The sequence below is a fragment of the Leptothoe sp. LEGE 181152 genome (assembly GCF_032906605.1).
Classification (GTDB): domain Bacteria; phylum Cyanobacteriota; class Cyanobacteriia; order Phormidesmidales; family Phormidesmidaceae; genus Leptothoe; species Leptothoe turfae.
On record NZ_JASATU010000017.1, the window covers coordinates 444,315 to 460,056 of the forward strand.

Sequence of the window (15,742 nt, forward strand, 5' to 3'; positions counted from 1 at the left end):
GTTGGTAGGCCAGGAGAATACGAAGTAATACACAGAATAAAGAAATATATACTACTTTGAATTTTTGGATGCGGTTTCGTCCTTGAATCCATCACTTAAAGTATAAATTTATAGTTAGATGTAAGTGATTATGCGCATGAAAATCACAAGATTAGCTTACATGAGAGATTATTTTTTTTAGCTGCCTAGTTAATTCATTACTAATCATCACTAATAGGAGCAGTATGTACAACTTTCGACGAAGGCATTAGGCTTTCAATCATTTTATGTGAATCTAGATTTCCGGTGGCTCTTGAAGAAATCAAGAGTTACAAAAAGGTTGTATATCACGGTAATAGCTCAAATTAGTAGCTCCAAAAGATTCTATCGCTTAACAACGCTAGATAGATTGGTGATATTTAGATCACTCTTCTTGTTCTATTAAGTTACTGTTTGAGTAATTCAGAATGGTCAAGATTGCTGAATTTTTGAACTGCGTAGATTCAGATTTTGAAGATCGCGCCTCCAGGAGAGGAAACTATGTCAGAAATGATTTTGCCAGGGACTTACATTGAAGTACGTGCTGAGGGGCTGATTAGTGCTGGGAGAATCTCTACAGGCAATATTGGTATTGTGGGAACAGCCTCAAAAGGGCCTGTCAATCAGCCAGTTTTGATTAGTAGCCTGGCTGAAGCCAAGGAAGAATTTGGTGAGGGCGATCCCAGTAATGCTACGCTGATGACGGCGCTGGAACTCATCTATAAAAATGGTGGTCGAACTGTCTATGCAGTTCAGACAGGGCAGAAGAGTCAATACACCTTTAAGGTAGCTCAGGACGATGGAAAAACAAAACCCGTATTAACATTACAAGCACGAAAGTCAGAAGACGCAAACAATTTAAAGATCAAGGTTAGTGATGCGCCGAAGGACTCAGAAAACGGTGACGCCAGCAAATCGCAACCCATAGATAAAGCCTCTAAAAAAGTTACAGTCAAGCTTTTTGAAGGAAACAAGATAATAGAAACTCACACTGTCACCAGTTTTCAAGATCTTGTAAAACAAGTGAATGCCAAGGATGACAGTCGAATCAATGCAGTTGATTTAGATGAGGGCTCGAAAAAGGATCTACCCCCCACAGTTGATGGAACAGAGGGTAAATTTGAAGGTGGCCAAAACATAAATTATAAGGATGGCTTACAGGCTTTAGAACAAGAAATAGTTAATATTGTAGTGCTTGCAGGACAGGATGTTACTCAGAAAGATATGTTGAATGAGCTAACGGGACATCTCAAAACAACTGCTGGAATCAAGCGTGAGAGGATTGGAGTAATCGATGCTGGCAAAATTGATCGGGTAAAGGGAATGCCAGAAAATGTCCCTGAAGATGATCGATTAATTGTGGTGGCACCTGGTGTTTTTCTTAAATCGTCTGATAAATCATCTGATCAAGTATCTGGTAGTTATCTAGCCGCTGCTGTTGCAGGCTTGATTTCTTCTTTGCCGGTACAAACTAGCCCTACTAACAAACTCTTAGTGCTTAAAGGTTTAACGGCAAATTTCAACAGCAGTCAGCTTGAAAAATTGGTGCAGAATCAAATCCTTGCTGTAGAAAAGCGCAATGGATTTCGGATTGTTAAGGGGGTGACTACCAATAAAGGAGCTTGGAAACAAATTACTACTCGACGCATTGTGGACTATGCCATCTATGGTGTGCGTTCTAGCTGTGATCCCTACATTGGTAAGCTGAACAATATCCGTGTGCGCAGTGCAATGAAGGCAACGCTGGATGGGTTTTTGACACGTATGGTGGATAACGAGGCCTTAGTTAGTTATCAGCTAGACGTCTCTGCGACCCGTGCTCAGGAAATTGCCGGAGAAACCATGGTGACGATGACATTAATGCCTACGTTTAGTATCGATTTTGTCAAAGTAACGATGTATCTCAGCTAATTAAAGGAGATGTTTCATTATGCCAAATGCAAATGTTTTTCGAGGCTCTGATGCATCGCTGGTTTTAGCCGTCGATGATGTTGAGTCTGTAGAAGGTCAACTCGCGGAAAGCCTGATTGAGAATTATGAGTTTTCTAATGTGGTTGGTCGTCTACAAAATGTACAGGTGCGGGTTGAAAATGAGTTACGTCCATACCATGAGCTAGGTAAGCGATTTGCAACAGAATTGCGTCCAGGGAATATTAATGTGTCTGGTGTGGTCGAACGGGCTCATATTAATGGTGCTTTGATTCGTCTGTTGCTGGGTGATGGGGCAACCAGTCCACCGCCAACGGGCACCATTGCGCAACCTTCTTTCAATATTGTGATTAATCTCAGTAATCCGGCGATTCCAGATAATACCAATACCTTAACGGTATTTGGAGTCAAGTTTGAGAGTTGGAGTTTTAGCTTACCTGAGGATGATTTTGTGATGGAGTCCGCAACGTTTAAGGCGTTGCGCATTAGTGCTGAAGAGGTAGGAGGTTAGGGTGGCCTTGGTTGAAATAACACCTGATGAATTACTGGCAGGGGCGGCACTGACTTTTGATGTCGTTATTCCCAAGAGTATCTTGCATCCCCAGGGACAATCCCAAAAGGTTGAGGTCAATGATTCATCACTCACGGTTCAGTTACGACCGCTGACAGTTGGTACGTTTCAGCTGATTATGAAAGCCGCTCGTAATGATGCGGGGCTGATTCCATTGTTGATGATTAAAGAGTCTTTGGCTCAACCAACACTCTCTTTAGAACAGGTTAAGGGAATGCATTTGGGATTGGTTAATTTTTTGATTGCCCAAATTCGTCACATTAGCGGACTCGGAGAAAAAAAAATGCCTCTGCCTTAACACAATCATCGCTAGTGCGATCAAGCTATCGATTAGCCCGTGCCTTTGGCTGGACTCCCCAACAGTTGCAGGTGATGACCATGGGACAAATTTCCCTTTATCTTCAACTTTTAGACGAAGAGGCTGAGCATGAAAGATCCCTCTGACCATTTAACGACGCTGGGTAATGCGTTACGACAGAAGTATCAATCGCTTTGGCCCTGGTCATTAGATACCTGGTGTTCCCACGGGTTAGGGGATGAGGATTTGAGTAGTTTTCATCATCTGGAACAAGATATTCAGGAGGTATTACAAATCTGTGAAGAGCTGACTCAGCTTGAAGCGTGGTTAACGGCTCCATTTTTTCCCGTCCAGAGTAACCCCATTAATGGACAGCAAGATGTTGGTTTTCGGTACTCCGATGTCTCTAGTGCCGTTACTTGGCCACATGAATTGAAACCAAATAGCGATATCCAAAGTCGGGCGACTGTCGATAGAAGTCCGCCTATGATGAGTGATATATCTGTTCCCTCAAAATCAACTGACTATAAGTCACGACAATATTCATATCCTGTTTTGCCTCAGTCCAGTGATGGCGTCAATCTAGCGTCTTGTTCGGGGCTATCAAAAACACAACCAGAATTCAGCCACCCAATCGCTAGAGAACGGGCTAATCAAGTCTTCATACCACTCAAAAATGAAGAAGGTGAGCAAACTGGTAGTCTGCCAGTCACGAAGTTTGATCACAAAAATATATCTCAAGCAAGCTTGGATAAAACGTTTTCCAAACGGATTACCTCAACTCACTCAACTCACTCAACTCAACTTAGGCCGACAGAAACGTTGAATGTTGGTGCCGTTGGCGCAGCTGAACAACGAGTGCCAAACCAGCAACAGGATGCTCAAATCAGCATTCTGGAAAATTTGCCAAACCAATCAACTTCCCCGTCAACAAAGAAGCCTTTTGAATCGACTCAGTCCCAACCTTTGGCCACTCTCTCTTCAACTGTAAATAATCAAGTTATAAAAGATCAGATTTACACCTTACCAACGGTTAATGAGTCTCATTCCATGCCCCCAAGTATTCAGACTCAGGCCAATACTGCCAATACTGTTGATGCCCAACTGCTGAACTCAGAGCAGCCTGTCCCTACAGTGTTCACCCAAGCACCCATCAAGGATCTATCGGCGTTTGCCAATTGGCTAGATCATTCGTCTATTGAGTCTCCACAGGTTGATCAGTCTGACGATTCTTATTTGAGGCCACATCTTAAAATTCCGTCTAACGGTTCAAAAGTTAATCAGCAAACGTCTACAGCGTCTGTTGACTCAACTTCTGAACGTGAACGTGAGACTCTGTCCTCGCAGTGGCCAGAACCATTAGGGCATCAGCAATCAACACAGTTGCCAAGGGACACGATGCCAGCGATAAACTCTTCCGAGCCAAGACCAAGCACACCAGCCAGTCCTCTTCAACCACAACACTCGACAGACATTTCCCCAACGGACATACACGCTACCCAATCGATAGAGTCTCCGGTAGATTGGCCAACCGATTTCTCAACCATGTCCTCTGCATCGTCAGTACCATCGACAGATATCTTGCCTCTTGAGCCCCTGGATTTAGAGGAGGTCATGGCGGCCATTTCTGCAGAAATCTCCCGTGAATACCATCGATTTTATGGAGACTAGCTATGCCGATTGAACTGGCCAAAATCCAGTTAGATCGGGTCCACAAAGTGGATACTCTGGAGCGGGCTGCCCTAGTTCATCATCAGGTGCCGGGCCTAGAAGGGAATATCACCCAAAATCTGGGGCGTAATTCCGTTCGATTGCAGATTGAAGGGATCTTTTATGGCACGTCTGCCGAAGAGGATTTGGAGACCCTTCGAAAAGCGTATAAACAACGGGAGCCCGTTGACTTTCTGGCTGACATTGTTGGTAGGGCCTATTTTAGCCAGGTGGTCCTGGAGCAATTTGATGTGTTGCAAGCCGCCCAGGCTCCTGAGCAATTCAGCTATCGGCTCACCATTGCCGAGTATGTGCCCCCAAAGCCATCCACCATTGCTGACGCAGCTGCGGTCGATCAGGCAATCCAGTCCCAGGCGCAGCTCTTGTTGGATGTCGCCACCCTACCGGAGGCGCTGAGTATGGGCAGCTTGCCTGCCCTGACCAACCCCGCTGAGCCGCTGCAAGGAGCCCTCAATCAAATCACCGTCGCCACAGAAGAGCTGCCAGCTGTTGCTGATGGCTTAAGGGGCCTGTTGGACCTCAAAATCGAACCCGTTCAGCCCCCAGCACAAGAAATACCTGAACCGCCTGAGCTCACTTTAAGTTGGCAGCCTAAACCGTCACTCCAGACGTTGCTTGAGTCAGGGGTGCCCATTGAACGTCTATTGCAGTCCGGTATTTCGGTCAACGAGCTATTAGAAGCCGGGGTAGCGATTAGCGATTTACTGGCCGCTGGGGTGTCAGCCAAGGCGCTGTTACAAGCCGGGGTGACCGCTGAGACCCTATTACAGGCAGGTGTAACCGTTGACGCCCTGTTGGGGGCTGGGCTATCGGCTGAGCAGGTGCTCAAAGCGGGCGGCTCGGTGGAAGATTTATTGGCTGCTGGGCTATCGGTTGAGGCACTGCTGAATGCGGGCGCTACGGTGGAAGACCTGCTGACCGCAGGCGTGCCAGTTAGCGATCTGTTACAAGCGGGTGTTGCCCTAGACGAGCTACTCACCGCTGGGGTGGGGGCAGATGTGTTGCTGGCTGCCGGAGTCTCAATGGAGGATCTGACAGCGGCTGGGGTTGACCCAGAACAGCTTAAGGCCCTGACCCAACCGGGTGATTTGCCACCCGTAGAGACTGCTCAGATAGTTTTGTTATTGGTGGATGAAGCTGGTAATGCGATCGCAAATACAGCCTATGACCTTCTCTTGCCCGATGGCACCCGCCAATCGGGTCAATTAGACAACCAGGGACGCGCCCAGATTGAAGCACGGTTAACAGAAACCTATAGCCTGAGTTTCCCCGAGTTAGATGCAGCAGATTGGGAACTGTTAACCAGCGAAGCCAGTGAACAATCGGAGAGTCCCTCTGATAGGCCATCGACCGATCAACCTGCTGAGCGTCCCTCCGATAGACCACCTATAGAGCCACCTGAACCCAATGCTCGCATAAGTATCACCCTGGTGGATGATGCGGGTCAGCCACTGGCTGATGAGACATATGAACTCACCAGTCCGGATGGCACTGTGCAAACGGGCCAGTTAAGCCCTCAAGGAGAAGCAACCCTTGAACAATTATCCATCGGCACCTATGGGCTAAGTTTCCCGAATCTGGATGCGGCTGATTGGGAATTGCTGCCCAGTGAAGCGATTGATCCACACCCTGGGCTGCCCGTTGATGATGCTCCCATTGATGATGGCTCCCCAGAATCGCCTGCCGAACGTCCGGTGGATAGAGATTCATCTGAAAGCCCTGATGCCGTTGGCTCTCATGCTCTGGTGAACATTGTCCTGGTGGATGATGCGGGTCAGCCCATGGCCAATGCACGATATGTGCTCAGTCAGTCAGGTGAGACCGTGCGAGAAGGTACCTTAGATGCCCAAGGGCATATCCGTCTTGACGATCTGTTGGTCGGAGCTTACGAGATTAGTTTCCCTGAGTTAGATGCAGACGATTGGCAGCTAACGTCAGGGACTCCCTCCTCCATAGAGACCCCTACAGAAACGCCAGTCCCTCCAGCGACTGACCCCACCGACATATCCCGGGACATTCCCACAGACTCTCCAGATACATCAGCACCACCTAACATCGGCAGCATTACCCTGAGTTTGGTGGATGATGCGGGTCAGCCCATGGTTAATGAGACCTATGAACTCACCTGGCCGGATGGCACTGTGCAAACAGGGCACTTAAGCCCCCAAGGAGACGCGACCCTTGAGCAATTACCCGTCGGCACCTATGGACTAAGTTTCCCGAACCTGGATGCCGCAGATTGGGAATTGCAAGCCAGCGAAACAGAGACACAACAACCTGCAACACCGGAGGATCGTCCTCCTCTACCCCAAACTCCAACTCAGCCCCCCGCAGAGAGTCGCCCAGATGAAACATCAGGAGCCCCCTCATCTGTCCCTGAGTCCTCGGTAGCTCCTCCTGTACAGGCCACTGCCCAGGTAATTATTACCCTGGTGGATGATGCAGGTCAGCCCATGGCCAATGAGTCCTATGTACTTAGCCAGGCGGGCGAGACCGTGCGTACAGGTACCTTAGATGACCAAGGCAACATTCGTCTTGACCAACTATTGCCAGGGGCCTATGAGATTACCTTCCCAGAGTTAGATCAAGGAGACTGGCAGCTGGCTCCCACCCTAGATGAGACTGAGCCCCAGGAGCTGACAAGAGACTTGCCCAGGGAATCTCCTGTAGACGACGATCGGGCCACAGATCCCTCTGCGACCAAATGGCTTGCCCTGACGGTGCTTGATGACGATAACAGGCCTTTGACTGGGCTGCGCTATGAGCTATATCAGGACGATGAACGGGTGCAGACAGGTGTTTTAGATGACCAAGGAAGACTCAGGGTTGAAGGACTGGCGGGAACTGTTTATACCCTCTCATTCCCAGAGTTAGATCAGGATGATTGGCAATGGTTAGAGGAGTAAGGAGAGAACCATTATGGAACAAAGTACTTCGGAACAGAAGGGGTTTTTGGCCATCCTACAAACGTTTCAGAAACCGGACAGTGGCGGTTTGGTTGAGCAGTTTACCGGACTGACCCAGGGCATTTCTTTACCTCAGTTTTCCATCGGGGATACGGTGACAATTCCGAAACTAGACGCCCTGACGGGGGCTGTTGATCGCTTTACAGATTTAGCCCAAACTCTGCCGTCTAACCCAGATGACTTGCTCAGTGGGCTGCTAGGTGAGCTCCAGGGGTTAGCCGATGGCTCGCTGGAAATTGAGACATTAATGGCTCCTCTGACCACCTCATTTATGGGGGCAGCGCCAGTGTTGGGTGAATTTCAAACCATGCTGGAAGCGCTGACGGAGACTGTTTTTCCGGCATTGAGTCAGCTGAGTGAACAAACGGTTGATGCCAACTATCTAAGCGAATTGTTGTCAGTTCAATCGCTGAGCGAGACTGCCCTCACCCAGCTAAGCGATGTGATCGGTCCCTATGGGGGGCAGGTTGAGACGCTTAGTCAGTTACTAACTGGATTGACTGAAGAAAGCGCCACTGAAGGTTTTCAAACCTGGATGAATGACCTGGTGGCCCTGCCTTTGGACCATCAACTAACCGACGAGCATCTGACTCACTTAGAGCAACAGGCGAACCAACTGACGCGTCAAATCACTCGTTTAGAGGCCAAAACCCAGACCGCATTTGATCATGTGGATCAGTTTGAAGGGACACTTGCCAATCTCTCAAACCAGGCCATGGAGACGCTGGATACGGTACTGACCAAGCTCGATCCCCATGCGCTGGGAACCCAACTTAATTTGCTCCCCCCCAGTGCCCTGGACATTCTGCAACAATTTGATCTCAGCCGCATATTGGACCAGTTGCAACCGGCGATCGCAACCCTAGAAAACCTGGTTAGCCAGGGCGTTGGCCAAATCACAGCGGGGATTGAAACCGTGGTGGGCACCATTGAAAGTGCGATCGCAACCGCCGAGCAGGCCTTGGTCAAAGCCAGTGCCCTGGTGACCAACCTGATCCAGCAGATTGTTGACTTTATCCAAGGGTTTGACCTCACCGGTTTGATCAATCAAGCCAAGGCCATGTTTAACGACATCACCGACCAAGTGAGCGGTGTGATCAACCAAGTCAATGTGGCCATTGGGCAAGTGTATGGATTAGTCAAAGGGCTAATCGATAAAGTCGCAGCCTTTGATGTTAAGACCCTCATTAGTCAGTTCCAGGCCCTGATTGCCCGAATGACCGCCGTGCTAGAACACCCCCAGGTTCGGAGCGGTTTAGAGCAGGCTAAGCAGGGCATTGACCAGGTGGTGCAACAGCTGGACGAGGTTAGCCTGCAGCCGATTTTTGACGATGTCCTTAACCAGGTGGACACCGTTAAAACCACCCTGGCCTCGATCAATGTGGCCGAGCTTAACCAGATGTTGCGCACGGCCCTATCCGCAGCCTTAGACCTGGTGCGCAATGCCATTGACCCACCCTCCCAGGCCACCGACATTCTCAAAGAAGGTTATCGGACCCAGATAGCAGAGCCGGTTTTAGGTGGAGTGATCGAACCGGTTAAGGCCCAGCTCGATCAGGTGGTGGATATTATCAATCGATTTGAACCCGGCACCCTAGTGGGTGAGCTGCTAACCCCGCCCTTTGAAGCCATGGTTGCCCAGGTAGAGGCCCTGGTTGACCCCGATAAACTGGTGGAGCTGATGCAGCCGATCAGTCAGTTTCAAGCCGACTTACTGGCCAAAGTAGATGCTGTTGCCAGCCCCAAAACCTTGCTGGCACCGCTGGTGGACATCTATCAGCAGCTGATGGGATTTGTGCGATCGCTCTCACCGCGTCAGCTACTCATCCCCATCAATGACCTATTGCACACCGTCACCCAACAACTAGACAAACTGGGGCTGGAGACATTGGTGGATCAGGTGGTGGGCTCAGTGCGCCAGGTCACCGATACGATCAGTGGCTTCCGTCTGCAAGATCAGCCCTTCTGGCAACCCGTACAAACAATTTTAGACGGCGGGATTACACCCTTCTTAGAGACTGTTGTAAACAGCTTGCACGGACTTGTCGATGGCCTGGATCTCTCCGCTCTAGACCCGATGCTCAGCCCCCTGCGCACTGCAGCCACCACAATCATGGCGCAAATCCGCGAACCGGTCTTGTTAGATCAGGTTAAAACAGTGATTCAGACCGTGGCTGATTATGAAAAAACTTATCTGGCTGAGATCACCCAGCTAGCCCAGGGCTGGCAACAACAAACCCGGCGACTAAACGGGGCAAACCAGATCCCGGCAGAGCTACAAGCACGCTATAGCCAGCTACAAACCCAGCTACAAACCCTCAACCCCGTCACCCTGTTGGCCATTCCCACCAGTTTGATTGACCAGTTTAACCAAAAACTCATCAGCATTTTAGATACCCTAGAACGTCTCTGGCAGCGTCTCACCCAGCGTCTCGATCAGGGGCTGTCAGCCATCGACAACCTGGTGAGCAATGGGGTAGCTGGCCTCAAAACCTATCTAAATCAGGCAATAGACGGTCTGGTGGCTGGCCCCATTGACGCCATCACCCAGCAGCTTGAGCAGCCCCTTGCCCATATCAGCAGCGCGATTCAGTCTATTTTGGGGCTACAGGAGCACCTGGCGGTCTTTAACCAAATACCTGACGGATTAGCCCGCATTGGCCAGGCCATGGTTGGCATTAAGGATAAAGTGCAAGCGTTTAATCTCGACTTTTTAGCAGAACCGTTACAGCGAGTAAAAGAAGAAGTGGTCAAGCCCCTGGCGGCGCTGAATCCAGAAACCGCTTTAATTGCCCCCTTACAAAAGTTATACAACAAAGTCCGTCGCAGTTTAGAACGGTTGGCCCCCGCCCAACTATTAGCAACAGCCCGAGGTAGTATCACTGTCACATTAGCTGCGCCAGCAGCAAATGCCATTGCGATCCCCAGCGGTACCCCTCTTGTAGCAACCACGCCCATGGGGGATATCTGGTTTGAAACCTTAGAGGACAAAGTCTTTGAACCTGGTGTCGCCGCTTTGGAGATGCCAGTACAGTCTTTGGTCTTGGGCCGAGCGGGTGACGTGATTATCCCCGAAGACGTGAGCTGGCAGGTGAATCAAGCAGAAAATCTACCCAAAGAGCTAACAATGGCAGATCTAAAACAAACTGCCCCTATTTTGAGCCTGACAACTCTAGTTCGCGAAGTTTTGCTAGGAAAGCTAACTCTATTTCATCCAGTTGAGCTAATTGCTAAACCCTTAAATGAGCAATATCAAAAGATTATTCAGCTCAAGGATGAGTTAGGCATTGAAACCTTGTTTGACGCATTGTTTGAAAAACTATATGCCCTGAGTGAAGAGATTGAGACCGGTGTAGACAAGCTGGGGGTTAGCTTTAATGGTTTGTTAGCCGCCATGCCTTTGTAAAAAAGAATTATAAAAATGTAAAAGAAGATACCAATTGCCACCCGAAAAGACTGCACAAATTGAAACATTTTAAAAGTGTTTTTTCACGTAGAATATATTGTAAGCAAAGATGACTTTTAAGTCCGGTATCGAAGGGCATCCACAAGGGAGTGCCCCTACAGGATTGTTCATTTTTAATTGGGCTTAATGAATTCGGATTTGGTGTTATATCTCTCTTTCTGAGAAATTAATTAAGTTTACGGCCTAAAAGGTGGCTATCTATGGAGAGTTCAGGTGAGGTTTATGTTGTTAAGTTAGGCGATACGCTAACGGGCATTGCCCATACAGCGGGGTTTCGTTCGACAGATACTATTTTTTATCATCCTGAGAATAACAATCTACGGCGGCAGCGACCGGATGGTGAATTGTTTGTAGATGACAAGATTTTTATTCCTGAAAAACGGGTCAAACAGGTACAAATTGAAGCCTTTGGGCCAGATGATCCCCGTAATCGTCAGTATGTATTTCAAGTAAAGACACTCAAGGCCTATTTCTCTTATTCATTTACTGATGAGAATGATGAACTCTATGCCAATAAGCGCTATGAGCTAGAGGTCAGTGGTGAAACCTACACGGGTACTACAGATGTTAATGGCTATATGAGTCAGGCCGTATCGCCAACGGCTACACAGGCCAATTTGACCCTATGGCCTAGTGAGGACGATGCTACAAAACCCGTTAGTTGGGAGTTTCCCCTTGGAGCAGGCGATCCTGAGGAGATGGCGTAGAAGCCATTAATAAATTCCCAAAATATTAGGAGGAATTTCTAAAATATCGTAGAGACGCTCCATGGAAAATCTCTACATTCAAAGGTTCAAATTTAGTCATGATTTATATGGAGTTGTCAGGGCTACGGTGTACAAACATCTCGGCAGGGAGTTCAGAATCCTGCCTTACCTCCCTTAATTCCCCCTTACCAAGCTACGGTGTATACATAAGTCAGAGAGAATGGCTAAAACCCTTAAAAATCCTAGGTTTCAATATGGCCTACTAGGGGTTCCCCTTCGTAAGGGGAACCGTCAGGGAGGGGGCTGGATAACTAGCGCTAACGACCGAAGACCCCTCCGTTGGTTCCCCTTACGAAGGGGAACCGTTGTTTATCATACTCGATGCCAATCATCTTCCAGTTGTGTGTACACCGTAGCCTTACCAAGGGGGAAACTCCAGTTCTCCCCCTTACCTTAGGCTTTAGCCCATGCCCGGAGGGCTTTAGGGGGAGTTAGAGGGGGTAATGCAACCGCCAACACTAAATTCCAATACTTGTATGTACACGGCAGGGGTGTCAGGGAGAAATATATCAAATGCCTGTTGAAGCGACCAAATTAATCAAACAACAGCCATTGGATAAACCAGGGGCAGATTATCCGTTTCCGCCGTTGATGGGGTTAGACAAGCCGCGCAAACCGACCAAGCAACCCCCACGTCGGCTCAGCCTAAAGCCGTTGCCCCAGCGATATGGCATTGCCCCACCGACGGTGAGCAGCAGTCCCTTCCATGGCGTGACTCGGTTGTCGTTGATCTTGGGAGATCAGGTATCGGAAACATTTAACAACGGCAAAGGGAACAATACAAAAAAGGGGAAATACTTTGCCGAGGTATCAGAAACCTTTAGCTTTATCTCGCGGGTACAGAATCCATTGATTGCGTGGAAAGTACGCAATATGGATCGGTTTTATAAAGCTAAGTTTGAGCTATTTGCACCGGGTTATCCTGAAGCGATTTGGGAAACGGTATGGGATCAGGGAATGCTCAGTACTTATCTGCGACGGGGTGGTTTGGTAGCTGGCAGCAAGATTAAAGATGGAGAAGAGGTGGAGATTCCTTGGGTGGGGAGTATTGCCTGGAATGATCTGGTGGTGGATAATTATCAGCCAGATTTTCCGAATGGGTATTTGCCACCGGAGAAGGGGCCGTATCAGCTGCGGTTGACGATGAATGATGGCAAGCCGGGGACGGATAAGATGGGCTATCCATTGGTGGCTTGGACGTATTTTTATACAGAACTACCGGACTTTGATGATGACGATGACTTTGGCATGTTGAGTTTACTTGTTGAAGAGAAAGCGGGGGTGGGGTATCGGTTGGATGATGGGATGATGATGCCAAGTGAGGGAACGGTGGATGAGGATGGGATTTTAGTGCATCCGGTTTGTCAGCAGGCTTTTTCTGTTGTGTTGAAGTTTGAGGATGAATCGGAAGCACTTGAGATTTTGCTAGAAGATGCTGAATTAGATGAAGAAAGCAATTTTTATGATGATGATCCACCAACGCTGCAATTATTGGTTAAGGAGAAAGCCGAAAAGAGATATATCTTAGATGACGGTGTTTTACAACCGAGTAAGGGTATTGTCGATTCGGATGGAATTCTAGTTCATCAGGTTTCCCTAGAATCAGAAGGTTGCTCATTACAATTTGAGAATGAAGATAAACCATGGGAAATAATTTTTTCGGGTTGTTAGTGAATAATTTCAAATTAAATATCATCAGGTGACACCATGAAAAGTACAGATAAAGCCAACAAATCAACTAAAGGAAATAGCGATACAACAGCAAATGTACAAGGGAATAGAAATAGACGAAGGGCAATTCGACTGGGCCAAGGAGCAATTCGACTACTGGGCCAAGGAAGGTCTCGATCAGGTCAAGGAGGAATCCAATTTGAATCTAGGCCTAGATTATCTCCTACAACCCTAAAAAAGATACATCACCGAGAGTTCTTCGAGGCAGCAGAATGGTGGAAATATCTGACCGACATAGATATCTCTAAAGAGGGACAAAAAGGTGGCGTGATTTATATAAATACTAATCTCAAACGTAAAAGACAATATGTTGTCAAGGTTACGGATGCTCCACAACAGATACTATTTGCTGAAGGAGTATTGAAGGACTTAGGAAAAGCGAGAACTCCTAAAAGCTTGATTATACCATTAAACTTAAGCAAAAAGAAGGGAAGTTACTTCCCTAATCTCAAGACATCTAGTCCCGATATACTTAATTCCCACAAGCTGATTGAACATATTAAAACACGAGGAACAGATATTTCAAAGCAAAAAAATGATAAAAAGAGCAAAAAATATAATGAGTTCCTCACATCTCTTGACTCTTCAAAATATCTGATAGTCATGAAAAATCTAAAATATCATTCATCCGGAAACTCGTGGGGTCAATCAAGAGGTTTTGAAAACGTAATTTTTGATTTGATTGGCTGGGCCAAAGACAACGGGTTAACACGACGAGATAGTATAACCATTAATAACGATACAATAAAAGAAAAGCTTAAGTCAGACAAAAAGCTTAGATCTATTGTCAATAAGTTTTATTCTAATAAAGAAATTCTCGCGAATCGCGACTTCATGATAAATATAGGCCGCGTTATGGCAGCTGATTGTTTACTAGGAAATGGAGATCGCTTTGGAGAAACACTCAATCTGGGAAATGCTATTTACACAGATAAAACCTATAGCAAAGATAACAAAGTTAACTATCCTATCAGTGTAATAGACAATGATTCATTTCTACCTGTTTTCAATCCTGAGAGTCTAAATAAAGCTATTTCTGTTATTACGTCTAAAGGTAAAGGGGATAATCCAATTGAAAAATATATAGACTTTACTACTCGTACTGGAAAAGAACTTACAAACTCTGCCGACCCAATATATTTTCCTGATCTTAGTGAAATATTAGGCAATTTTGATCATGGATGGTTTTTTAAAAAGTTTATTTGTTCAATTTTTATAGAGGATATACCTCCGTTAGTTCGTGAAATATTCGAAGATGATGGAAAAATTTATGATTCTATATTTAAACTTAGCATAGCAAAAAAATACTCCCAATTTAAAGTAATTAGCACTAGAAGCAATAAAATCGATCTTAAAGATTTTCCGAACTGGACAATTATTCGGAATCAAATATTGGAAGGTTTTCTCGAAGTTATTAAAGAAATTCAGGAGGATAAGAGATTATTATATCATTTTTATGAATGTCATGCAGATCTAATCAATCGATTTAAAGTTACGACAATCAACTTTGATTGGATAGCTTTTTGGGTAAGATATCAATATATGTCTAGTATCAGAGTTACTAGTAAGACTACCTTCAAATTTGACGGACATTCAGCAGTTTTGAGCTTAATACAGAAGAAAATATTAGAGGGAGAACATAACTTACAATTAGATCTTGATTCATATCAAATAATTGACGCCGCTCTAATTAATTGTGTTAAAAAGACTTTTATAACCTCTGATGAAAGAGCTTCTTTTCTAGATTTTTTCAAAAAATCAATAATAAATTCGAGAAAATTTATTCCACTTAAAGAGGATGAGTTTTCTGGTCTTCAAGGAGCATTAGATGAAAAGAAAGAAATATCAAACATCATAATGCTTGCATTAATAAAAATTTTCTTTAATAACTATTCTCAAAAAAGTAAATTGGATGATGCTCCAGGCTTCATGGGTTTAAATGATGTTATTAACTTTAACTTGATTGAGGTAGATGCTTTTAGGCAAAAGCTCCTGTTTGTTAATTTCATAGATGTTCTTTGTGATTCCATAAAGCAAAAACGTGAATCTGCTTCGGATGACGAAAAAAAAATTATGCTTAAAGAAATGCCAAACATGAAATTTGCCGTCCAAATTCTTGAAGAAATGGGCAAAAAGTCAGGCTTAGATCTGATTGTTCTTTTGCAAAATGTGGGTCTACATTATTTGAAGTGACGTCAGACAAGTTCAAAAGCAATCCAACCATTAAGTAATGATCGCAGAATTCATTGCTCACTCCTTGTGAGG

The 15,742-nt window shown here is 46.2% G+C and carries 10 protein-coding genes; all 10 read left to right on the forward strand.

Annotation, left to right across the window (positions count from 1 at the left end):
- Nucleotides 1-519 precede the first annotated feature (519 nt).
- Complete coding sequence (locus QGP82_RS10175; RefSeq protein ID WP_499058817.1) at nucleotides 520-1,929, forward strand: phage tail sheath C-terminal domain-containing protein; 1,410 nt, start codon at nucleotides 520-522, stop codon at nucleotides 1,927-1,929.
- Between the two features lie 19 nt (nucleotides 1,930-1,948).
- A complete protein-coding gene (locus QGP82_RS10180; RefSeq protein WP_490794254.1) occupies nucleotides 1,949-2,458 on the forward strand; it encodes a hypothetical protein in 510 nt (169 codons plus the stop codon).
- Between the two features lies 1 nt (nucleotide 2,459).
- Complete coding sequence (locus tag QGP82_RS10185) at nucleotides 2,460-2,816, forward strand: hypothetical protein (protein ID WP_163700299.1); 357 nt, start codon at nucleotides 2,460-2,462, stop codon at nucleotides 2,814-2,816.
- A 14-nt stretch (nucleotides 2,817-2,830) separates the two neighbouring features.
- Nucleotides 2,831-2,962, forward strand: a complete 132-nt coding sequence (locus QGP82_RS10190) for a hypothetical protein (RefSeq protein WP_264315260.1) — start codon at nucleotides 2,831-2,833, stop codon at nucleotides 2,960-2,962.
- On the forward strand, nucleotides 2,946-4,487 hold the full coding sequence (locus tag QGP82_RS10195; protein WP_499058819.1) for a hypothetical protein: 1,542 nt from the start codon (nucleotides 2,946-2,948) through the stop codon (nucleotides 4,485-4,487). The genes QGP82_RS10190 and QGP82_RS10195 overlap by 17 nt, the downstream gene beginning before the upstream one ends.
- 2 nt (nucleotides 4,488-4,489) lie before the next feature.
- Nucleotides 4,490-7,453, forward strand: a complete 2,964-nt coding sequence (locus QGP82_RS10200; protein WP_499058822.1) for an MSCRAMM family protein — start codon at nucleotides 4,490-4,492, stop codon at nucleotides 7,451-7,453.
- Between the two features lie 13 nt (nucleotides 7,454-7,466).
- Entirely contained in the window at nucleotides 7,467-10,919 is a 3,453-nt protein-coding gene (locus QGP82_RS10205; protein WP_499058824.1) for a hypothetical protein, read from the forward strand.
- A 260-nt stretch (nucleotides 10,920-11,179) separates the two neighbouring features.
- Nucleotides 11,180-11,686 carry a hypothetical protein gene (locus QGP82_RS10210; protein WP_499058827.1) on the forward strand — a complete coding sequence of 169 codons (507 nt, stop codon included), beginning with the start codon at nucleotides 11,180-11,182 and terminating at the stop codon, nucleotides 11,684-11,686.
- 573 nt (nucleotides 11,687-12,259) lie between these two features.
- The gene (locus QGP82_RS10215) at nucleotides 12,260-13,417 is read left to right on the forward strand and encodes a hypothetical protein (protein ID WP_499058830.1); all 1,158 of its coding nucleotides are present in this window, start codon (nucleotides 12,260-12,262) and stop codon (nucleotides 13,415-13,417) included.
- Between the two features lie 36 nt (nucleotides 13,418-13,453).
- Nucleotides 13,454-15,670 (forward strand): hypothetical protein, encoded by a 2,217-nt coding sequence (locus QGP82_RS10220; RefSeq protein ID WP_499058833.1) that lies wholly within the window; start codon nucleotides 13,454-13,456, stop codon nucleotides 15,668-15,670.
- Nucleotides 15,671-15,742 lie beyond the last annotated feature (72 nt).